Here is a 19,987-nt window from a genome sequence, read left to right as displayed (position 1 = left end):
CGCCGGGCGCCCCATTTCCCTTCATTCCCCTTCTTCCCTTTACCCTCCCCCTCCCCCCGCCATGCAACATCCGCACCTCCAGAGAGCAGGACAAGCGATGCCGCTAGCCCACCTCCACCGCCGCCGCGCGGACCATCCGACGCCGTTCCGGGCGCCAACGCACCACCAGGGACGGCTGCTGGCCGGCGCGGTGGCCGTGGCGCTCGGCGTGCTGGGCGCCGTCGCCGCCCCCGCTGCCAACGCCGCGCCCGCTGCGGCTCCGTCGGCGATGATCCCGGCCAAGACCGCCCCCTCACCGGCCCCCGATTTCGGCCCCAACGTGCGCATCTTCGATCCCGGCATGTCCGTGGCCGACATCCAGGCCGAGGTGGACGCTATTGCGGCGCGGCAGGTCGACGACGAGATGGGCACCAACCGCTACTCGCTGCTGTTCAAGCCCGGCACGTACGGCAGCGCGGAAACACCCCTGATCATCCAGGTGGGCTATTCGACCGAGGTGGCGGGCCTGGGCGCCTCGCCCACAGACGTGACGATCAACGGCCACGTGGACGCCTACAACCGGTGCCTGAGCGCGGATAACTGCATTGCCCTGAACAACTTCTGGCGCTCCGTCTCCAACCTCACCATCAATGTCACCGGGCTTGACGGGTGCCGCAGCTCGGCCAACTTCTGGGCCGCGTCGCAGGCTTCACCGATGCGGCGGGTCAACGTCACCGGCGGCAACCTTTCCTTGATGGACTACTGCACCGCCGGCCCGCAGTACGCCAGCGGCGGGTTCATTTCCGACTCCAAAACCGGCACCGTCATCAACGGCTCGCAGCAGCAGTACCTGGTCCGAGACAGCAGCATCGGCAGCTGGTCCAACGGGGTCTGGAACCAGGTCTTCTCCGGGGTGAACGGCGCCCCCGCCCAGTCGTTCCCGGACCCGCCGTACACCACCCTGGCGAGCACCCCGGTCAGCCGCGAAAAGCCCTACCTGACCCTGGATGCGGCCGGCGGGTACGCCGTGTTCGTTCCCGCGGTGCGCAAGGAGTCCGCCGGAACCACCTGGGAGAACGGTCCGACGGCGGGCCGCAGCATTCCGCTGTCCGACTTCTTCGTCGCCCGGCCCTCCGATTCGGTGCAGGCCATCAATGCCCAACTGGCCCGCGGCAAGAACCTGCTGCTGACCCCGGGCGTCTACGACATCGACCGCAGCATCGACGTCAAGCGCGCCAACACGGTCGTCCTCGGGCTCGGCATGGCCACGCTCACCGCCGTGGATGGTGCCGTGCCGGTGACGGTCGCGGACGTCCCCGGCGTCGACATCGCCGCCGTCACCGTGGACGCCGGCGAGACGAACTCACCGGCGCTGATGCGCGTCGGCACCCAGCGGGCCGCGAAGGGCAGCGCCCGGGCCCACAACGGCTGGAGCGACCCCGCCAACCCCACCACGCTCCACGATGTGTTCTTCCGGATCGGCGGCCCGCACGTCGGCAAGGCCACCGTGAGCCTTGAGGTGAACAGCGACGACGTCCTCCTCGATCACATCTGGGCCTGGCGGGCCGACCACGGCAACGGCGTCGGCTGGACCACCAACACCGGGCAGAACGGCGTCATCATCAACGGCGACGACGTCACCGCTACCGGTCTGTTCGTCGAGCACTACCAGCAGTACAACGTGATCTGGAACGGCGAACGGGGCAGGACCGTTTTCTTCCAGAACGAACTGCCCTACGACGCCCCGGACCAGGCCGCCTGGCAGCACGACGGCGTCCTGGGCTGGGCCGGCTACAAGGTGGCCGATTCGGTCAAGACCCACGAGCTGTGGGGCGGCGGGAGCTACGTCTACAACAACGTGAATCCCTCCATCCACGCCACCCGCGGGTTTGAAGTACCGGTCACACCCGGCGTCAAGCTGCACAGCCTGCTGACCGTGAACCTGGGCGCAGGGACGCTGGACCACGTCATCAATGACACCGGGGCGCCGGTCTCAACCGACGCCGTAGGCAAGCCCAGCTACGTCGCCGACTTCGGCTGATTCTCCGGCCGACAGGCGCCCTTGGGGCCCGTCCGCCGGACCCCTGAGACAAAGAGAAAGGCCGGCTGCTGTCAGCAGCCGGCCTTTCTCATGCATTCGTCTCGTCTCCCGCAGGTGCCAATCTTCGCGCCGGACGGTGCCGGCCGGGTCAGCTAGCGGACACCGCGGCGGCGGTTGAGGTGGGCGCCGACGAGGACGCCGGCGCCCAGCAGTACCGCGCCGCCGGCGAGGCCTGCCAGCGGCAGGAATGACCCGGCCGCCGTACCGGGCTGCTGCCCCGCGGACGGGGTCCGGCCGGCGTCGGCGGGGTTTGAGGCCTCCGTGGAGCCCCGGACGGGTGCGGCGGCCGCGGCCGGAGCGGTGGGCGCCGGGGGTGCGGCGGGTGCAGCCGGGGGTGCGGCGGGCGCCTGGCCCGCCGGCATGACCGGCACGGCCGGCGCAACAGAGTCGGGGCGCGGCGCCGGGGCCAGGGCGGGCGCGCCAGCTGCGGGACGGGCAGCCGGTGCGGGCAGTTCCGCGGCGGCGGCCCCGGCCCCCGCTTCGACCCGGAGGGTGAAGTCCAGCGCGCCGGACCTGCTGTGGCCGTTGACCGTTTCGGCGCTGTAGCGGAATGCGCCCGCCCTCGCCGGGGCGGCGAAGGACCAGTTTCCGTCCGCGTCCACCGGTACCTCCACCGGCTCGCCCTTGTCGCGCACCAGGCGCACCTTGGAACCGGCGGCGACGGCCGAGGCGGGAGCGGCGGCGACATGTCCCCGGACCAGGTTGCCCGGGGCTGCGGCGGCTGCCGCGCCTTTGGCGGCGAGGCTGGGTTTGTTCAGGAAGACCTGCAGTTCGACGCCGCCGGGGATGCTGCGGAGGGCGTCCTGGAGGGTGGTGGCGATGGCGAAGTTCCGCGCGGCGCGGGCGGGTTCGCCTGCTGAATGCGTGCCCACGGCGTAGTTTCCGCTGATCCAGGGCCCGCCGGAGTCGCCGCCGCTGGACTGCACGTTGTAGGAGAGGAACCCCTTGAAGGCCCGGAGGGTGCACGGTTCCAGGGGCACTCCCCCGGCGTCGGTGCAGGCGGTCCCGGGCGTGGGGCTGCCGGCTGCGACGTAGATGCCGGTCTCGGCCACCTCGCCGCAGGACCAGCCCTCGGTGCGGCCGGAGCGGCAAACGGACTGCCCCTGGTAGGGCGCGGCAGTGCCGATGATCTTCACCGAGGTCCGGCCCGGGGCTGCGGGGCTGTCCCATCGGGTTGCTGACGGCTGCATCGTCAGGCCTGTCCTCAGGCCCTTAATCACGGCGATGTCCGTGCCAACGTTGCCGGGGCTGTCCTCGGAGCCGGTGATGGGAGAGTTTCCCGGGCCGCCGAACTGGCTGAAACCGAACGTGCCCAGCAGGTCCGGCACTGTCGGCCGGGCGGTGGTCGCCCCGCCGGCCGGCGCCGCGGTGCCGGGCTCGACGTCGGCGCGGACTGCCCGTCCGTCTTCCGCGCAGTGGCCCGCCGTCAGGACCAGCGGGAGCCCGGCGGCGTCAAAGCCGCCAAAGCCCGCGGAGCAGATGGCCATATTGTCGATCACGAAGCCCTGGCCGCCGAAGTAGTCATCTTCGGTCCTGATCGGCGCGCCTTTTTCCAGGGCGACGTTGGCGTAGCGGGCGACGAAGTCCGCCGGCGAGACCTTGCCGGGAAGTTGCTGCGCGGTTGCCGCGGCGTTGCCGGCGCTGTCCGCCGTCGAGTCCTCAGGGCTGTTGATCCCGCCGGTGCGGATGATGAAGTGGCCGTCGACGAAGGCCACCGCCTGGAGTCCCTCGGGCCCGACGTCGCGGACGTAGGCTTCGAAGAGTTGGTCGGCGCTCCCTGCGACGAGCCCCGCTGTCCCCCCGTCAGCAACGGCGGAAACGGGCGTGGGAGCCTGCAGGGTGAATTCGTCCGGGCCGGCCTGGTTGAGTTCGGCGATCCGGGCCTGGAGGTCGGCACCGGCGCCTTCGACGACGGTTTTCCCGTCCTTCAGCCGGATCCCGACGTAGCCGGGGAGCTCGCGCAGGCCCGGAACGGCGTCGGCGGCCCGCTTGGCCTGGGCGCCCGCGGCGTTGAACTGCTCCAGGGTCATGCCAAGGTCGCGGCGGATCGCGTCGGCCAGGCCGGCGTCGCTGATGCCCGTTTCAGCGGGAGCCGCTGTGGCGGTGGTGGCAGCGGGATCTGCGGTGTCCTGGGCCAGGGCAGGGACCGCCAGCGAGGATCCCGCGATCGCGACGGCGGCCGCGGCGAGGGCGCGCAGCACCGGCCGGTAGGTGGGAGTCTTCACCCGGTTACTCTAACGTCCGAGCCTGCTCCGGATGGCTGCCAGCTCCTGGACCGTTACGCCATTGTGCCCCAGGAACTCGGCGGTTCCGAGTTGGCGGAGGAAGCGCAGGAGGCTCTCCTGGCGCTGCTCGACCAGCGGCGCGAGCTGCGTTTCGGGGAGGTACCGCTCATGCGGGTGCGGGATCCCGGAGAGCCGGTGGTGTTCGTTGATCCCCCGCATGGCGTGCCCGTAGGCCAGCGCGATCGCGTCCTCGCCGGCGCCCGCAAGGTCCTGCAGCATGGCTGCGATCATCCCGCTGCGGTCGCGCCCGGCCGAGCAGTGGATCACCACGCTTCCGCGGGCGGCAGCCAGCGCCTTGAAGACCCGGGCGAGCCTGCCGGGGAAGAGCCTGGCGTTGTCCGGATAGCAGGCTGGGTCGTTCAGGTACGGGACGCAGAGTCTACGGAACTCGGCGTTGGCCGGGTCCTCGGTGGGGGCGTGGACGACGTCGAACCCGGCCAGGATCCCGTCCCGCACCACCGGGTCGGTGTCGCGGCGGCGGATCTCCTCGGGATTGCGCAGGTCGATGACGGTCCGGATGCCGTCGTCGTGGGCCTGCTGCCAGCCAACTTCGGTGAGCCATTCCCGGCGTCCCATCCGGTACACCGACCCGGCGATGCGCCACGCATTGACGGCGCCGTCCCAGCTCACGGCCTCGACCGGCGCGGACGCGGCCCGGCTGGGCCGGCCTGTGGCGGGAATCGTCATTTGGCCAGCTAAGCACACGCCCCGGCGGGGTGCCACCGGTGTGGTATTACGCCGGCCGCGGCCTGGCCAGCCTGGCCTCGAGGCCGTTGCGGACCATCGGCCACTCCTGGGCGAGGATGGAGAACACCACGGTGTCGCGCAGGGCGCCGTCGCTGCTGCGCGTGTGGCTGCGGAGCACACCGTCCTGTTTGGCGCCCAGCCGGGCGATCGCCTCCCGGGATTGGTGGTTGAGCCAGTGCGTCCGGAATTCGACGGCGGGGCAGCCGAGCGTTTCAAAGGCGTGGCGCAGCAAGAGCAGCTTCGAATCCGGGTTACTGCCGCTGCCGTGGGCGGAGGCCGCGTTCCAGGTGGAGCCGATCTCCACCCGCGGTGTCGCCGCATCGATGTTCATGTAGGAAGTCATCCCGATGATCCGGCCCGGGCCGCCCGTGGCCCGGTCGAGCAGCCGCGTGGTGAACGGCAGCATGCTTCCGCTCTCCTGCAGGGCGAGGCGGCGGTCGATCTCGGCGGCCATCTGGTCCGGGGCGGGGACGGACGTGTACCAGAGCTGCCACAGTTCGCCGTCGCGGACGGCCTCGACCAGTCCGTCGTGGTGGTCGTGGCTGAGCGGTTCAAGGCGAACGTAGGTGCCGGCCAGGGTCACCGGAACGATCGGGGCAGGAGCAGTCACCGCCCCATCGTAGGGCACGGACCCGTCGGCGCAGCGGGGAACCGGACGGGTCGGCCGAAGCGGGTCTGGGTAGGCTGGGCCCATGATCACAGTTCGCGGCACCATCCAGTCCGATCTTGACCCCGCCCGGGCCTTCGCCTATCTCTCCGCTTTTGAGCACACCCCGGAGTGGGATCCCGGGACGCCGGTGGTGAAGAAGCTCTCCGACGGGCCGGTCGCCGTCGGGCACCGGTACCACGCCGAGGCTGAATTCCGCGGCAAACGGCAGGCGCTGACCTACGAAGTAGTGGAGTTGACGGCGGACCGGATCACGCTGCGCGGCGAGAACTCCTCGGTGATCTCGGTGGACACGATCCAGGTGGCACCGGCCGGGACCGGTTCGAAGGTGGATTACACCGCCGAGTTCACGCTCAAGGGGTGGCGCAAGATCGCCGAGCCCCTGGCCCGGCCGGCCTTCAACTCGCTGGCCGGCCCCGCCATGGACGGGATGAAGCGGACGCTCGACTCGCTCGCCCGGTCCTAGCCGGCCTCAGTTCCCCGGCGCCGGCCCGCGGCCCCGGCCCGGGGCCGCTAGGCGGTCCAGTCGAAGAATCCCTTGCCGGTCTTGCGGCCCAGCTCGCCGCGGGCCACCTTGTCGCGCAGGATCTGCGGCGGGGCGAAGCGCTCGCCCAGGGTGGAGGCCAGGTACTCGGCGATGCCCAGCCGCACGTCAAGGCCGACGATGTCGGTGGTGCGCAGCGGCCCGGTGGGGTGCTTGTAGCCCAGCACCATGGCGTTGTCGATGTCTTCGGCGGAGGCCACCCCCTCCTCGACCATCCGCATCGCTTCGAGGGCGATCGCGACGCCCAGCCGCGATGAGGCAAAGCCCGGTGCGTCGTTGACGACGACGGCGGTCTTGCCGAGCGCTTCGACCCAGCCCCGCGCGGAGGCGGCAAGCGTTTCAGAGGTCTGCTCGCCGAGAACCACCTCGATCAGGGTCGACGCCGGGACCGGGTTGAAGAAGTGCAGTCCCAGGAAGTTCTGCGGGCGCTCCAGCTCCCGGGCCAGTCCGTTGACCGAAAGCGAGGAGGTGTTGGAGGCCAGGTAGGCGTCTGCACCGAGCCGTTCCTCAATGCCGCGCAGCGAGGCCACCTTCAGGTCCCAGTCCTCGGGCACGGCTTCGAGCACGAGCTCGCGGTCCTTGAAGTCGTCGTAGTCGACGGAGACCGCGAGGCGGGAGACCATCTCGTCAAGGTTGCCGTCGACGGCGCCGCGCTCGATGCTCTTGGCGGCCGCCGACTCGACCCGTTCGCGGGCGGCTTCGGCGGATTCCTCGTCGCGTTCGACGACCAGCACGTGTGCGCCGTTGATCAGGAAGGCGTGGGCGATGCCGGCACCCATCCGGCCGCCGCCGAGGACGCCGACGGAGACGGGCAGGTTCGCGGGCAGTACGGAATTGCTCATGATCAGTTCTTCTTCCGGTCGGGTGCCTGGTCGGTCGTGGCGGCTTTCCGGGACTTCTTGTCCAGGAAGGCCTGCATGCGGTCGAACTTCGCCTGCGACTCAAAGAGGATGCCCTGGGCAAGCTGGTCGATCAGGGGGTGCGCTTCCGCGGGGGCGTGGAACACCGACTTGGTGATCCGCACCGCGAGGGGGTCCTGCTGGGCGATCCGGTCCGCCAGCGCGTGCGCGCCGTCCAGCAGCTGCGCGGGTTCGTGGATCTCGGTGATGAGCCCGACGGCAAGCGCGCGGTCGGCGCGGAGCACGGCCCCGGCGAGCAGGATGTCCTTGGCCACCGGCTCCCCCACCAGCTCCTTGAGCCGCCAGCTGGCTCCGGCGGCGGCGAGGATCCCAAGGCCGGTCTCGGGGTTGCCGATCCGGACCCCGGGGGTGCCGATCCGGAAGTCCGCCGCGTAGGCCAGCTCCGCGCCGCCGCCGAGGCAGAAGCCGTCGAGGGCCGCGATGACCGGCATCGGCAGTTTGGCGATCCGGACGAAAATAGTGGAATTAATGCCCTGCAGCGCATCGTCGCGGCGCCGATCGCGCAGCTGGGCGATGTCGGCGCCGGAAGCGAAGACGCCGTCAGCCCCGGCGATGATCAGCACCTTGGGTGTCTGCTCGAGGTACGCGCAGACCGTGTGCAGCTCGTCGACCATCTGCTGGTCGATCGCGTTGCGGACCTCCGGCCGGTTCAGCCGCACCACCATCCGGTCCGGACGTTCCTCGACAAGGAGCGTGCCGAAGCCTGCGGCGTCCAGGGTGCCCTGCCCGGCCGCCACTAGACGCGCTCCAGCAGCATGGCCGTGCCCTGGCCGACGCCGATGCACATGGTGGCGAGGCCGATCTTGGCGTCCTCACGCTCCATCCGGCCCAGCAGGGTGATCGCGATCCGGGAGCCCGAGGACCCGAGCGGGTGCCCCAGGGAGATCGCGCCGCCGTCGCGGTTGACGATCTCCGGGTCGAGCCCGAGCCGGCGCATGCTGGCCAGCGACTGGGTGGCGAAGGCTTCGTTGAGTTCGACGGCGCCGAGGTCCTCGGCGCTGAGTCCGGTCCGGGCGAGCACCTTCTGGGTGGCCGGGACCGGGCCGATGCCCATGATTTCGGGTTCGCAGCCAGCGGAGGCGCCGTCGATGATGCGCGCCCGGGGGGTGAGGCCCAGCTTCTGGATCGCGGCTTCGGAGGCGACGATGATGGCGGAGGCGCCGTCGTTGAGGGTGGAGGAGTTGCCGGCGGTGACAACCGAACCGCCCGCGACGACGGGGCGCAGCCCGGCGAGGACGTCCATGGTGGTGCCGGCCCGGGGTCCTTCGTCGGTGTCGACGACAGTCTCGCTCTTGCGGGTCTTGACGGTCACGGGAACGATCTCGTCGGCGAAGCGGCCGGCGGCGATCGCGTCCAGCGCACGTTCGTGTGACCGGACCGCGAAGGCGTCGGCATCCTCACGGGTGATCCCGTCGACCCGGGCGACCTCCTCGGCTGTTTCCGGCATGGAGTAGGTCATCTTGCCGTCCCGGGAGAGCTCGCCCTTCTGGAACAGCGGGTTGGCGAAGCGCCAGCCGATCGACGTGTCGAAGATCTGGCCCGGCTTGGCGAAGGCGGTCTGCGGTTTCTCCTGCACCCAGGGCGCGCGGCTCATGGATTCGACGCCGCCGGCAATGACGATGTCAGCTGCGCCGGACTTGATCATCTGGCTGGCCATGATGATGGCGCTCAGGCCGGAGGCGCAGAGCCGGTTGACGGTGATGCCGGGGATGTGGAGCGGAAGTCCGGCCAGGATGGTGGCCATCCTGGCGACGTTGCGGTTTTCCTCCCCGGCGCCGTTGGCGTTGCCGAGGATGACCTCGTCGATGGCGTCCGGGTCCACCCCGGCGCGGGCGACGGCTTCGCGGACGACCAGCGCCGCGAGGTCGTCGGGCCGGACCGCGGAAAGGGCGCCGCCGTAGCGCCCCACGGGAGTGCGGGCACCGCCAACAAGAAAAGCCTCGACCATGAGAACATCCTTCACCAAGGGAGCAGGGCCGGCAGAGATAAATTACCGACCGTTCGTTCTATAAAGATTACACGGCGGGCCAAGAGGGTCAACCGCGGGGCCCAGCATGACGCGGCCGCGCGTCAGGCGACGGTGATGCCCAGCTGCGCGGCGAGCAGCGGGGCCAGCAAGGCCAGCTGGTCCTCGTCGACGACGGCGCCGGCGAGGCTGCCGAGGCCGCTGATGGAACGGAACTCCGTGCCGCGCAGGTCGAAGTCCTGCAGCCGGGCGCCGCTGACGTCCAGACTGCCGATGGTGCAGTTCTTCAGCGCCACCCGGGTGGCGGCGCAGGAGCCGAGGTCCAGTTCGTTGATGATGCAGTCGCTGATCTGGACATCCAGCAGCCTGGCGCCGCGGAGATTGAGGAAGTCCAGCTTGCCGCCGTCGATCCGCACGGACTGCCAGGAACTGTCCTGCAGCTCCGCGGAACCCCAGCGCGCGTTCCGGATTTCGACGTCGCGGAGCTCCGCCCGGGCAGCGGTGAGCACCGGCGCGTAGACCTCGGCCAGGATGCAGTCCCGGAAACCCGCACCGCGCAGCTGGGTTCCATTGAAGGAGGCGCCGTCGAACTCGCAGTCGGCGAAGGTGATGCCGGTCAGTTCCAGGCCGTCCGCGTCCGCGCGGTGGAAACGGACGCCGTCGTACCGTCCTCCGCGCCGGAAGTCCGGGGCACCGCCCTCCTCCAGTCCCGCAGGCCGGACCGGCGTCAGGCGCGGCGGGGCGATCTTGGCTTTCCGGGCATTCATGCCCTCGAGCCTAGCCCGGAGAGCCGGGCCTGAGGGCCGCGAAAAAGATCGACCCCGAAAGGACTTGAATTAGTAAGCATGCTTCGTGTTATGGTGAAACTGCGTTGAATTTCAACCGGAAACGAAAGGTGGACACACCATGGGTATCGGAGACAAGATTCAGAACGAGGCGGAAAACCTTGGCGGCAAGGCCAAGGAAGCTGCCGGAAACGCCACCGACAATGACCGCCTGAAGGCCGAGGGCCAGAAGGACCAGGTCGTGGCCGACGCGAAGAAGGTCGGCGAAGACGTCAAGGACACGTTCAAGCGCGACTAGTCCTTAGATTCGACGGCGTCGGACTTTCCTTTGGGGGATGTCCGGCGCCGTTTTTTCGTGCCCGGGTGCGAGACTGTCCGGACATGACCTCAGCGTGACCCGGCAGTACGACAGATGAGCGAAGATGGCCAGGAATGCCGCCGACGGGACACAATCCCCGGACCCGGATCTGCACAACGTCGACCTTACCGCGGCCAGCATCGCCGCCGGCGGATCGCCCCGGCTGCTCGGCTACCTGGCGGAGCCCGACGGCGAGGGGCCCTTCCCCGCGGTCCTGATGATCCACGAAGCCTTCGGCCTGGATGACATCACGGTCCGGCACGCGGAGCGGATGGCGGCCGCCGGCTACCTGACCTTGGCCGTGGACCTGTTTAGCGACGGCGGGACCCGGCGTTGCCTCGTCTCGACCATGCGTTCCCTGTCCGCCGGGCAGGGCCGGGCGTTCACCGACCTCGCGACGGCCCGGCAGTGGCTCCTGGACTCGGGCCGCACCACGGGAAAGATCGGCGTCATCGGCTTCTGCATGGGCGGCGGCTTCGCCCTCCTGTTGGCCAATGACGGCTTCGACGCGGCAGCGGTGAACTACGGCAGGCTGCCGAAGGACCCGGAGACCGCGCTGGCAGGTGCCTGCCCGATCGTCGCGAACTACGGGGCGAAGGACCGCAGCCTGCGCGGGACGCCGGCCCGGCTGACGTCCGTCCTTGAGGGCCTCGGCGTCGAACACGACGTCAAGGAATTCGAGACCGCGGGACATTCGTTCCTGAACGACGCCGAGCCCGGGCCGCGCGCGTTGCGTCCGCTGTTTCGGGTCATGGGCGTCGGCCCGGACCCGAAGTCGGCGCCGGAAGCCTGGCGCCGGATCGAGGACCATTTCGCCCGGCATTTGAAAAACTAAACCCCCGCTCGGGGCAGACGCGCGAACGTACACTTGAGGCCCCGAATCGCTGCGGATCCGGGGCCTCAAGTGTACGTTCGCGCCTGGCGAGGGGCGCGAAGTGTACGTTCGCGCTTAGCTGTAGAGCTCGCTCTTGGGCTCGTTGTGCTTGACCTTCTGCCAGCCGAGCCAGAGCACCACTGCGAAGAACGGGATGGTCGCCAGCGTCCAGAGGCCCAGGTGGAAGACTTCGCCGGACTTGCTGGTCATGGTGTCGAAACCAATCAGCACGGTGATGGCCAGCAGAGCCACGAGGCCGGCCCAGCTGGTCCACGGCGAACCGGGCATCGGCAGCGAGGAGGCGTTGCCCTTGATCTTGCGCAGCGCGATCTGGCTGGCGAAAATCGAGCCCCAGGTGAAGATCACGCCGATGGAGGCGGTGTTCAGCGCCAGGTCGAAGGCGTGCGAGCCGCCCAGCCAGATGTTCAGCAGGATACCCACGAGGTACACGGAGCCGATCGCGATGATCGCGGCGTAGGGCACGTGGTTCTTGGACATCCGGGTCAGCCACTGCGGGGCGTGCCCGTTGTTGGCCATGGTGCGGAAGATCCGGCCGATCGAGTACAGGCCCGAGTTGCAGGAGGACAGCGCCGCGGTGATGACGATCATGTTCATCACGTCGCCCATCCAGGGCAGGCCCATCTGGCCGAAGACGGTGACGAACGGGGAGGTGCCGGCCTTGTACTGGTCCGAGGGCAGCAGCATGGCCAGGAGGGTCACGGAGCCGACGTAGAAGACGACGATGCGGATCACGACGGCGCGGATCGCCTTCGGGACCTCCTTGGCCGGGTCCTCCATTTCGCCGGCGGTGATGCCGACCAGTTCGATGGCGTTGTAGGCGAAGATCACGGCGTTGAGCACGAGGATCATCACCAGCGCGCCCTTGGGGAACATGCCGCCGTCGGCCGCGAAGAGGTTGCTCACGGAGGCGTGGCCGTCGCCGACCTTGGCGTTGGTGACCACCATGAAGGTGCCGACCGCGAGGAAGATCAGGATGGCCGCGACCTTGAGCACGGAGGCCCAGAATTCAAACTCGCCGAACGCCTTGACGCTGAGCAGGTTGACGCCGACGAGGAGCAGCAGCGCCGCGATCGCCGTCAGTTCCACCGGCACGTTGGGGAAGAAGAACTGGAAGTAGAGCCCGATCGCGATCAGCTCGGCGATGCCGGTCATGGCCCAGTTGATGAAGTACATCCAGCCGGACAGGTAGGCGCCCTTCCGGCCGAACATCTCGCCCGCGTAGCTGACGAACGACCCGGAGGTTTGGCGGTACATGATGAGTTCGCCCAGGGCCCGCATCAGCAGGTAGGCGATGACGCCGGCGATGGCGTAGGAGAAAATCAGCGCGGGTCCGGTGGAGGCCAGGCGCCCGCCGGCACCCATGAAGAGGCCGACGCCGATCGCGCCGCCCATGGCGATCATTGTGACCTGGCGGCCGCTCAGGGACTTCTTGTAGCCCTCGGCACTGAGGGTGGAGTCGACGACGGCGGGTTGCGCCGGCGCGCTCTTAGCTTCGGTGGACGTACTTTGTGACACAACTGTTCCTTGTGGGTCGGTGTTTTCCGGGACGGTCAGGGCGGATCCGGGCCCCTCGGGGCCGGTCCGGCGCGGTCCCCGGTTCGCCGCGGCGGGCAGGGGAAAAGGCCGGAACTTCGAACGGATCGCAGCGTCGCGCGGCTTGTCCATACTACTAGCTTTCGGGACCGGGCCGTGACGCGGGCTACATCGAGCTCCCCCTCCGCGGACCCGCAATCCGCAGTAAAAACCACGTTTTTACGCAAAAGCGCTGGTCAAGGGTCTATTGTCGGCCGCCGATCCACTACTCTGAGCACACCGCCGGGAAGCGCCCGGCGGTGACGCCTGCTATCGCATTGCAGGCCATGGCAGCGACGCCATGAGTCAGGGGGGAGACTATGAAACACGGAGCCTTAGTGCCGGCAGTATTGCTGCTGGCACTCGCAGGATGTTCGAGCGGCGGCCCCGCCCCGAACCAGCAAACCGGGACCCAGAGCACCGCGGCGTCGGGCCCGGCCACATCCCAGGCACCGTCGGCCCCGGCCAGCTCCGAGCCCGCCGACGTCTCCACCTCGCTGAATGACCCCGGTGCGCTGCAACAGCATTCCTGCACCGCGGCCGCCGACGGAACGTGGTCCTTTACGGGAACCCTGGTCAACAGCACCGGCAAGGACAAAGTATTCACCGTGGCGGTCGCCGTCACCGTGGGCCCGGCGGTGGCCGGGCACACCCTCATCACCAAGACCGTCGCGGCAGGCCAGTCGGCCGACATCGCGGCACCCAAATTCGCCAAGACCAAAGACGCCGGCGGAACGTGTGACCCGGTAGTTTCCGTAGAGGATGCCCCATGAAAAAGTTCCTGACTGCCGCGGCCGTCGTTTTCGGCCTCGCGGCCGGCCCGCTGGCCGTCGCGCCCGCCTTCGCTGAGGACGCACCGGCCACGACCGCCGGCCCGGCAGCGACGGCAGACCCGAGCGGGGAACCGACGTCCCCCGCTGCCGACCCGACACCGACGCCGGACCCGACCCAGACGTCCGCCCAGGACCCGACCCAGACCCCCACCCAGGACCTGACCCCGACGTCGGACCCGACTCCCACCCCGGACCCGACACCGACGGGCGAGCCGGAACCGGCCGCGTTCGCCGTGCCGGGAGCCATCGGGGCCAAGTGGGCCGCGTTGGAAGGTGCCGCGGGTGACCTCGGCGCGCCGACCGCCGAGCAGGCCTGCGCGGATGGCCTCTGCAGCCAGGAATTCGAGGGCGGCGCCATTTTCTGGACGTCGGCTACGGGAGCCCACGCGGTGCTGCAGACCGCCGGCCGGACCGGACCGGCGTGGTACGCCAAGGGCGGCCTTGCCGCCGTCGGCTACCCGCTCACGGACGAGGCCGAACTGGCTGGCGGAACGATCCAGAAGTTCTCCACCGGGCGGGTCCTGGCCTGGTCCGGGGCAAAGCTGCTGGAGTTCTCCACCCGCAGCGGCATCGGCAGCCGCTGGCTGGCCGCCGGCGGCGAAACCGTCCTGGGCCTTCCCGTCACCGCCGAAGGCTGCGGCCTCAAGGCCTCCGGCTGCTACCAGCAGTTCGCACGGGGCACGGTCTACTGGGCTCCCGGGGTCGGCGGCCACGTGGTCTGGGGCGGCATCCGCGGCCAGTGGGAGGCCACCGGGGCGCAGAACGGCGTGCTGGGATACCCCACCGGCGAGGAGTCCTGCGGCCTGCCGGGCAACGGGTGCGTCCAGCAATTCCAGGGCGGCCGCATTTACTGGTCCGGCCCGACGGGTGCGCACGTAATCCGTGGCGGCATCGGAAGCCGCTGGACCGCAGCCGGGGCGACCCGGAGCATGCTCGGCTTCCCGCTCACCAATGAGCAGTGTGGCCAGGCCGCGCAGGGTTGCGTCCAGCGCTTCCAGGGCGGCAGCGTCTACTGGTCCTCCGCCACCGGCGCCTGGTTGGCCGGCCGCGGGATCGTCAGCAAATACCTCGCCGCCGGCGGCCCCGGCGGCTCGCTGGGGTATCCGATCAGCAACGAGCGCTGCTCCGGCGGTTCATGCGCCCAGTCGTACCAGCGCGGCGACATTACGTGGTCCGGTTCGGCCGGGGCCCGGGTCTACCCGATGTCCGAGTGCCACAAGCTGAACAACGGGCAGTCCAAGTACTCCACCTACGGCGCGAACCGGGTGCTGATCACCTGGACCGGAGGCTACGGACAGTCCCACGCCACCAACATGTATTGCAAGAGCGTCGCCGGAACGTACGTGCAGGACTGGCGGACCGACGGCTATGTCGGCGCCTCGGGGTTCAAGCCGCCGGGAGTGCCGTCCGGTCCCACCCGGAACCTGTTCTCACCGACCGGCTCGTTCTCCGTGACGGAGGCGTTCGGCCTGGGCAACCCGGGCACCAAGCTGCCCTACCGGACGCTCAACCCCCGCTCCCGCTGGGGCGGCAACCCCTGGACGCCGACGTACAACAAGTACCACGAGTCCTCCTCGTGGGTGGGCTATGACGAGAACATGTGGTGGTTCGCCAGCCTTGGCTACTACCGCCAGGGCGTTGTCATCAACTACAACCGGCCGAACATTGTGCAGGACGCTGGCTTCGCCATCTTCCTGCACATGAAGAAGATCCCGACGGCGGGCTGCATCTCGCTCGACGACTGGGCCGTGGTGGATTACCTGCGCAAGTCCACCCCGGGCGACCGCATCCTGATGGGAACCTACGGCTCGCTTTTCCGCTGACCCGGGAGCTCACACCACGCACGGCTGACGCCCGGCGCCCCTTCGGCCCGGGCGTCAGCCGGTTCCGGGCAACGGCGCCTCTCGGCAGCTGCCCCGCTCCCCGAAAGCGCGGCCGCCGTGAGCGGACTAGGCTGGTGGGATGGGCACCGCTGTTCGACAACTCCCCGCGCCCCGGCCGGAGCTGTACACCTTTTCGCGGCTTGACCTCGTCGCCGCCGGCATCTACACCGCGGTGGCCGCGTTCTTCGCCACCGGTGCGGGGCTCCTGGCCCCGGTCCTGCTCCAGCTCTCGCCCAATCCCGCGGTGGCCGCCTACGCCGTCAACCTGGCCTTCTACGGGGCGACCGGCCTGCTCGCCCTCACGGCGGCCCGCCACGTCGTGCGCCGGGATCTGTTGGTGCTGGCCACCCGCCCCTGGTTCACCCTGGCGATGGTGCCGCTGGCGGTCGTAGCCTCGATGATCCTCACTGCCGTCCTGGTCGCCCTGACCGGGCCGCCGCAGACCTCCGCCAACCAGGCCGGACTGCAGGCCCTGATGCAACAGGTCCCGGCGTGGCTGATGGTGCCCCTGGTGGTCTTTGTGGGTCCCTTCGTAGAGGAGTACATCTTCCGGCACCTGCTGATTGGCAAGCTGGGCCGCCGGCTGAACATCTGGCTGTGCTGCGTCCTCTCCGTGGTGCTGTTCGCGGCGCTGCACATCGTGGGGCAGGAGGCGCTGACCCTGCCGGTCCTGATGCCTTATCTGGCCATCGGCGCCACCCTGGTCTTCGTCTACGTCTGGACCGGCCGGAACCTGATGTTCTCCTACTTCGTGCACGCGGCCAAGAACCTGCTGGCCGTCCTGTTCATCTACGCGGTGCCGCCGGAACTCCTCGACCGGCTGCAGTAGCCCCGCAGGTGCGGCCCGCCGGTTCCGGCCGGGATCTGGCGTGGCGGGCGCCGCCGTCGTAGGTTCATCCCATGACACTGAACATCCAGATCGCCGTCGACTGCATCGACCCGCACGCCCTCGCCGACTGGTGGGCCGAAACGCTGGACTGGGCCGTCGAGCCGCAGGACGAGGACTTCATCCGTTCCATGATCGAGCAGGGCTACGCGACGGACGCCGAAACCATCCGGCACCGCGGGAAGCTCGTCTGGCGCACCGGCGCCGCGATCCGTCCTCCCGAGGACCTGGGCGCCAAACCGGCTACCCGGAGGATCCTGTTCCAGACCGCCCCGGAGCCGAAGACCGTCAAGAACCGGGTCCACTGGGACGTGAACCTGGCCGGTGCGGACAAGGATGAGGCCCGGGCTGCGCTGGAGGCGCGCGGCGCGACGTACCTCTGGACCGCCGATGAGGGCCCGCATTCCTGGCACACCATGGCTGACCCGGAGGGCAACGAGTTCTGCATCAGCTAAGCCGATTACTAGACTCGGTCTGTGAGCAACGAAATCCCCGCCAAGGTATCCGACGTCTTTGACCCCACCCGCTGGCGCACCGTGTCCGGCTTCGACGACTTCCAGGACATGACCTACCACCGGCAGGTGGAGCGCTCCGACGACGGCACCGTGGTCCGGGACCTGCCCACCGTCCGGATCGCCTTCAACCGGCCCGAGGTGCGCAACGCCTTCCGGCCCGGCACCGTGGACGAGCTCTACCGGGCCATGGACCACGCCCGGATGACCCCTGACGTCGCCACGGTGCTGCTGACCGGCAACGGCCCCTCGCCCAAGGACGGCGGCCACTCGTTCTGCTCCGGCGGCGACCAGCGGATCCGCGGCCGGGACGGGTACCGCTATGCGGACGGGGAAACCCAGGAGACGATCGACCCCGCCCGCGCCGGCCGGCTGCACATTCTCGAAGTCCAGCGGCTGATGCGGACCATGCCCAAGGTGGTCATCGCCGTCGTGAACGGCTGGGCCGCGGGTGGCGGACATTCGCTGCACGTCGTCTCCGACCTGACCATCGCGTCCCGGCAGCACGGCAAGTTCAAGCAGACCGACGCCACGGTGGGCAGTTTCGACGCCGGCTACGGCTCGGCGCTGCTGGCCCGCCAGATCGGGCAAAAGGCCGCCCGCGAAATCTTCTTCCTGGCCCGCGAATATTCCGCCGAGGACATGGTCCGGATGGGCGCGGTGAACGAGGCCGTCGACCACGAACGGCTCGAGGAGGTGGCGCTGGAATACGCGGCGGACATCGCCCGGCAGTCCCCGCAGGCCATCCGGATGCTGAAGTTCGCCTTCAACCTCGCCGACGACGGCCTGGCCGGCCAGCAGGTGTTCGCCGGCGAAGCGACCCGCCTGGCCTACATGACCGACGAGGCGGTGGAGGGCAAGGAAGCCTTCCTGGAAAAACGGGACCCGGACTGGTCCCGGTTCCCGTACTACTTCTAGGCCCGCCGTGACTGCCGCCCCGCTCAGCCTCAACCCCGCCCTGGCCGCCCTCGCCGCCGCCCTCCGCGGGGAGGGGCCCGCCGTCGAATTGTCCGCCGGCCCCGACGGCTCCCCCGCCGTGGCGTTCGTGGACACCCCCGGCTTCGAGGATGCCGCCGTCGTGGTCCGGACCTCCGGTTCCACCGGGGCGCCCAAGGCCACGGTCCTCACAGCGGACGCCCTCGCCGCTTCTTCCATGGCGACCGCGATGGCTCTCAAGGGCGAAGGCCAGTGGCTGCTGGCGCTGCCGGTGCAGTTCGTGGCCGGAGTGCAGGTGCTGGTGCGTTCCCTCTTCGCCGGCACGCGGCCCTGGGCCATGGACCTCTCCGGCGGGTTCACCCCGGAGGCCTTCACCGCCGCGGCGCAGGAACTGACCGACCGGATCCGTTTCACCTCCTTGGTCCCCACCCAGTTGCAGCGCCTGCTCGAGTCCCCCGCGGCGCCGACCCTGGCCGCACTCCGGCGCTTCGACGCGGTGCTGCTGGGCGGCGCCCCGGCGTCCGCGGAACTGCTCGCGGCAGCCCGGAACGCGGGCGTGAAGGTCGTGACCACCTACGGTTCGGCCGAGACCTGCGGCGGCTGCGTCTACGACGGCGTCCCGCTGGACGGCGTCGAGGTCAGGATCGGTCCGGACGGCAGGATCCTGCTCGGCGGCGCCACGGTTGCCGCGGGGTACCTCGGCGAGCCCGGGCTGACGGAGGCTGCGTTTTCCGAGGACGGCGGGACGCGCTGGTACCGCACCAACGACCTGGGCGCGCTGTCCGCGGACGGTGTCCTCACCGTGCACGGCCGCGCCGACGACGTCGTCATCACCGGCGGCGTGAAGGTCTCCGCCGCGCACGTCCAGGGGGAGCTGGAACGGCTCGACGGCGTTCGGGCGGCTTTCGTCGCCGGGGTCCCGTCCGCCGAATGGGGCCAGGCGCTGGCGGCCTGGGTGGTGCTGACGGACGACTCCCCCGCCGCGGCCGCCGCCTTTAGCGGCCGGCTCGCCGCCGGGAACGCCGGCGGGCTGTCCGGCGCCCTGGTTCCGAAAACCGTACTCACGGCGGCGGACCTGCTGATGCTGCCGAACGGCAAACCCGACCGGATTGGCATGACCGTTCGGCTGGATGCCCGTCATCAGGGAAAATAGAACAGCTAGACCCGAGTTCCCAGAGTTTCACCGACCCAACGAGGTACTGACCGTGGCCACAGCCGCACAATGGATCCAAGGCGCCCGTCTGCGCACCCTGCCGGCCGCGATCGCGCCCGTCCTGATCGGCACCGCGGCCGCCTACGAGATGGGTGCGTTCCGACCCGTCAACGCCGTTCTGGCGGCCCTCGTGGCGCTGCTGCTGCAGGTCGGGGTGAACTTCGCCAACGATTACTCGGACGGCATCCGCGGCACGGACGCGGACCGCGTGGGGCCGCTGCGGCTGGTCGGCTCCGGCGTGGCGAAGCCGGAGCACGTCAAGCGGGCGGCCTTCGCTGCGTTCGGCCTGGCGATGGTCTTCGGGCTCGCCCTGGTCCTCATCACCCAGGCCTGGTGGCTGATCCTGGTCGGGGTGGGCTGTGTCCTGGCTGCCTGGGGTTACACCGGCGGCAAGAACCCCTACGGCTACCTGGGCCTGGGCGACCTGTTCGTGTTCGTGTTCTTCGGGCTGGTGGCCACCCTGGGCACCACCTACACGCAGGCCGGGCAGCTGAGCCTGGCATCGGTCGTGGGCGCGATCGGGACGGGCCTGATTGCCTGCGCCCTGCTCATGGCCAACAACGTGCGCGATATCCCGACGGACCGGGCCGCCGGAAAGAAGACGCTCGCCGTCCGGCTGGGTGACAAGCACGCCCGCGAAAGCTACGTGCTGATGCTGGCCGTGGCGATCTTGCTGGTGATCGTGCTGGCACCCGGACGGCCCTGGATGCTGATCGTGCTGCTGCTGATCCCCGCCATCCTGATGCCGTCCTGGCTGATGATCGCGGGCCGGCGCCGCAAGAGCCTGATTCCGGTGCTGAAGCAGACCGGGCTGATCAACCTCGGCTATGCGGTGTTGTTCTCGCTCGCCCTGGTGCTGAGCCGGGGCTTCTAGCGGCCCTGAGCCGGGAGGCGTCCGCCTAGGA

19 protein-coding genes are annotated in these 19,987 nt (G+C 69.6%); 11 read left to right on the top strand and 8 right to left on the bottom strand.

Annotation, left to right across the window (positions count from 1 at the left end; translation table 11 throughout):
- Positions 1-97: 97 nt before the first annotated feature.
- Complete coding sequence (locus ASG71_RS05295) at positions 98-2,020, top strand: hypothetical protein (protein ID WP_056737652.1); 1,923 nt, start codon at positions 98-100, stop codon at positions 2,018-2,020.
- 152 nt (positions 2,021-2,172) lie between these two features.
- On the opposite strand, the gene ASG71_RS05290 is transcribed toward ASG71_RS05295, so the two are convergent.
- The 3 genes from ASG71_RS05290 to ASG71_RS05280 are packed head-to-tail and all read right to left on the bottom strand — an operon-like array spanning position 2,173 to position 5,722.
- The gene (locus tag ASG71_RS05290) at positions 2,173-4,305 is read right to left on the bottom strand and encodes a S1 family peptidase (RefSeq protein ID WP_056737651.1); all 2,133 of its coding nucleotides are present in this window, start codon (positions 4,303-4,305) and stop codon (positions 2,173-2,175) included.
- A gap of 9 nt (positions 4,306-4,314) precedes the next feature.
- Positions 4,315-5,052: a tyrosine-protein phosphatase gene (locus ASG71_RS05285; RefSeq protein ID WP_056737650.1), complete on the bottom strand. Its 738-nt coding sequence runs from the start codon at positions 5,050-5,052 to the stop codon at positions 4,315-4,317.
- A 46-nt stretch (positions 5,053-5,098) separates the two neighbouring features.
- Entirely contained in the window at positions 5,099-5,722 is a 624-nt protein-coding gene (locus ASG71_RS05280; protein WP_235563937.1) for a GNAT family N-acetyltransferase, read from the bottom strand.
- Between the two features lie 82 nt (positions 5,723-5,804).
- Here ASG71_RS05280 and ASG71_RS05275 point away from each other — a divergent pair, with 82 nt between their 5' ends.
- Positions 5,805-6,245 carry an SRPBCC family protein gene (locus ASG71_RS05275; RefSeq protein ID WP_056737649.1) on the top strand — a complete coding sequence of 147 codons (441 nt, stop codon included), beginning with the start codon at positions 5,805-5,807 and terminating at the stop codon, positions 6,243-6,245.
- 47 nt (positions 6,246-6,292) lie between these two features.
- Here ASG71_RS05275 and ASG71_RS05270 read toward each other — a convergent pair whose 3' ends face one another.
- From ASG71_RS05270 to ASG71_RS05255, 4 genes are all read right to left on the bottom strand, one after another.
- Entirely contained in the window at positions 6,293-7,165 is an 873-nt protein-coding gene (locus ASG71_RS05270) for a 3-hydroxyacyl-CoA dehydrogenase family protein (protein ID WP_056737648.1), read from the bottom strand.
- A 2-nt stretch (positions 7,166-7,167) separates the two neighbouring features.
- Positions 7,168-7,908 (bottom strand): enoyl-CoA hydratase/isomerase family protein, encoded by a 741-nt coding sequence (locus tag ASG71_RS05265; RefSeq protein ID WP_056738538.1) that lies wholly within the window; start codon positions 7,906-7,908, stop codon positions 7,168-7,170.
- 71 nt (positions 7,909-7,979) lie between these two features.
- Positions 7,980-9,191: a thiolase family protein gene (locus tag ASG71_RS05260; RefSeq protein ID WP_056737647.1), complete on the bottom strand. Its 1,212-nt coding sequence runs from the start codon at positions 9,189-9,191 to the stop codon at positions 7,980-7,982.
- A 122-nt stretch (positions 9,192-9,313) separates the two neighbouring features.
- Positions 9,314-9,976, bottom strand: coding sequence for a pentapeptide repeat-containing protein (locus ASG71_RS05255; protein ID WP_056737646.1), 663 nt, complete (start codon positions 9,974-9,976; stop codon positions 9,314-9,316).
- Positions 9,977-10,115: 139 nt separating this feature from the next.
- Here ASG71_RS05255 and ASG71_RS05250 point away from each other — a divergent pair, with 139 nt between their 5' ends.
- Both ASG71_RS05250 and ASG71_RS05245 read left to right on the top strand, forming a co-directional pair.
- Complete coding sequence (locus ASG71_RS05250) at positions 10,116-10,292, top strand: CsbD family protein (RefSeq protein WP_056737645.1); 177 nt, start codon at positions 10,116-10,118, stop codon at positions 10,290-10,292.
- Positions 10,293-10,416: 124 nt separating this feature from the next.
- The gene (locus ASG71_RS05245) at positions 10,417-11,187 is read left to right on the top strand and encodes a dienelactone hydrolase family protein (RefSeq protein WP_056737644.1); all 771 of its coding nucleotides are present in this window, start codon (positions 10,417-10,419) and stop codon (positions 11,185-11,187) included.
- Positions 11,188-11,301: 114 nt separating this feature from the next.
- Here the strand turns inward: ASG71_RS05245 and ASG71_RS05240 are convergent, their stop codons facing one another.
- Entirely contained in the window at positions 11,302-12,762 is a 1,461-nt protein-coding gene (locus tag ASG71_RS05240) for an amino acid permease (protein ID WP_056737643.1), read from the bottom strand.
- A 395-nt stretch (positions 12,763-13,157) separates the two neighbouring features.
- Here ASG71_RS05240 and ASG71_RS05235 point away from each other — a divergent pair, with 395 nt between their 5' ends.
- From ASG71_RS05235 to ASG71_RS05205, 7 genes are all read left to right on the top strand, one after another.
- Positions 13,158-13,592 carry a hypothetical protein gene (locus ASG71_RS05235; RefSeq protein ID WP_157366232.1) on the top strand — a complete coding sequence of 145 codons (435 nt, stop codon included), beginning with the start codon at positions 13,158-13,160 and terminating at the stop codon, positions 13,590-13,592.
- Entirely contained in the window at positions 13,589-15,475 is a 1,887-nt protein-coding gene (locus ASG71_RS05230) for a hypothetical protein (RefSeq protein ID WP_056737641.1), read from the top strand. The genes ASG71_RS05235 and ASG71_RS05230 overlap by 4 nt, the downstream gene beginning before the upstream one ends.
- Positions 15,476-15,614: 139 nt before the next feature.
- Entirely contained in the window at positions 15,615-16,364 is a 750-nt protein-coding gene (locus ASG71_RS05225; RefSeq protein WP_056737640.1) for a CPBP family intramembrane glutamic endopeptidase, read from the top strand.
- Between the two features lie 71 nt (positions 16,365-16,435).
- Positions 16,436-16,876 carry a VOC family protein gene (locus ASG71_RS05220; protein ID WP_056737639.1) on the top strand — a complete coding sequence of 147 codons (441 nt, stop codon included), beginning with the start codon at positions 16,436-16,438 and terminating at the stop codon, positions 16,874-16,876.
- Positions 16,877-16,897: 21 nt separating this feature from the next.
- Positions 16,898-17,851 (top strand): 1,4-dihydroxy-2-naphthoyl-CoA synthase, encoded by a 954-nt coding sequence (locus tag ASG71_RS05215; protein ID WP_056737638.1) that lies wholly within the window; start codon positions 16,898-16,900, stop codon positions 17,849-17,851.
- A gap of 7 nt (positions 17,852-17,858) precedes the next feature.
- Positions 17,859-19,022: an AMP-binding protein gene (locus ASG71_RS05210; RefSeq protein WP_056737637.1), complete on the top strand. Its 1,164-nt coding sequence runs from the start codon at positions 17,859-17,861 to the stop codon at positions 19,020-19,022.
- Positions 19,023-19,074: 52 nt separating this feature from the next.
- Positions 19,075-19,956: a 1,4-dihydroxy-2-naphthoate polyprenyltransferase gene (locus ASG71_RS05205; RefSeq protein WP_056737636.1), complete on the top strand. Its 882-nt coding sequence runs from the start codon at positions 19,075-19,077 to the stop codon at positions 19,954-19,956.
- The last annotated feature ends 31 nt before the right edge of the window (positions 19,957-19,987 follow it).

The organism is Arthrobacter sp. Soil763 (assembly GCF_001428365.1).
Taxonomy (GTDB): Bacteria; Actinomycetota; Actinomycetes; order Actinomycetales; family Micrococcaceae; genus Arthrobacter.
This window is presented reverse-complemented; position numbering and strand designations above follow the sequence as displayed.

Coding starts and splice junctions, on each gene's coding strand:
- ASG71_RS05295 (WP_056737652.1), top strand. CDS start 98: ATGCCGCTAGCCCACCTCCACCGCCGCCGCGCGGACCATCCGACGCCG.
- ASG71_RS05285 (WP_056737650.1), bottom strand. CDS start 5,052: ATGACGATTCCCGCCACAGGCCGGCCCAGCCGGGCCGCGTCCGCGCCG.
- ASG71_RS05275 (WP_056737649.1), top strand. CDS start 5,805: ATGATCACAGTTCGCGGCACCATCCAGTCCGATCTTGACCCCGCCCGG.
- ASG71_RS05270 (WP_056737648.1), bottom strand. CDS start 7,165: ATGAGCAATTCCGTACTGCCCGCGAACCTGCCCGTCTCCGTCGGCGTC.
- ASG71_RS05265 (WP_056738538.1), bottom strand. CDS start 7,908: ATGGTGGTGCGGCTGAACCGGCCGGAGGTCCGCAACGCGATCGACCAG.
- ASG71_RS05260 (WP_056737647.1), bottom strand. CDS start 9,191: ATGGTCGAGGCTTTTCTTGTTGGCGGTGCCCGCACTCCCGTGGGGCGC.
- ASG71_RS05255 (WP_056737646.1), bottom strand. CDS start 9,976: ATGAATGCCCGGAAAGCCAAGATCGCCCCGCCGCGCCTGACGCCGGTC.
- ASG71_RS05250 (WP_056737645.1), top strand. CDS start 10,116: ATGGGTATCGGAGACAAGATTCAGAACGAGGCGGAAAACCTTGGCGGC.
- ASG71_RS05245 (WP_056737644.1), top strand. CDS start 10,417: ATGGCCAGGAATGCCGCCGACGGGACACAATCCCCGGACCCGGATCTG.
- ASG71_RS05230 (WP_056737641.1), top strand. CDS start 13,589: ATGAAAAAGTTCCTGACTGCCGCGGCCGTCGTTTTCGGCCTCGCGGCC.
- ASG71_RS05225 (WP_056737640.1), top strand. CDS start 15,615: ATGGGCACCGCTGTTCGACAACTCCCCGCGCCCCGGCCGGAGCTGTAC.
- ASG71_RS05220 (WP_056737639.1), top strand. CDS start 16,436: ATGACACTGAACATCCAGATCGCCGTCGACTGCATCGACCCGCACGCC.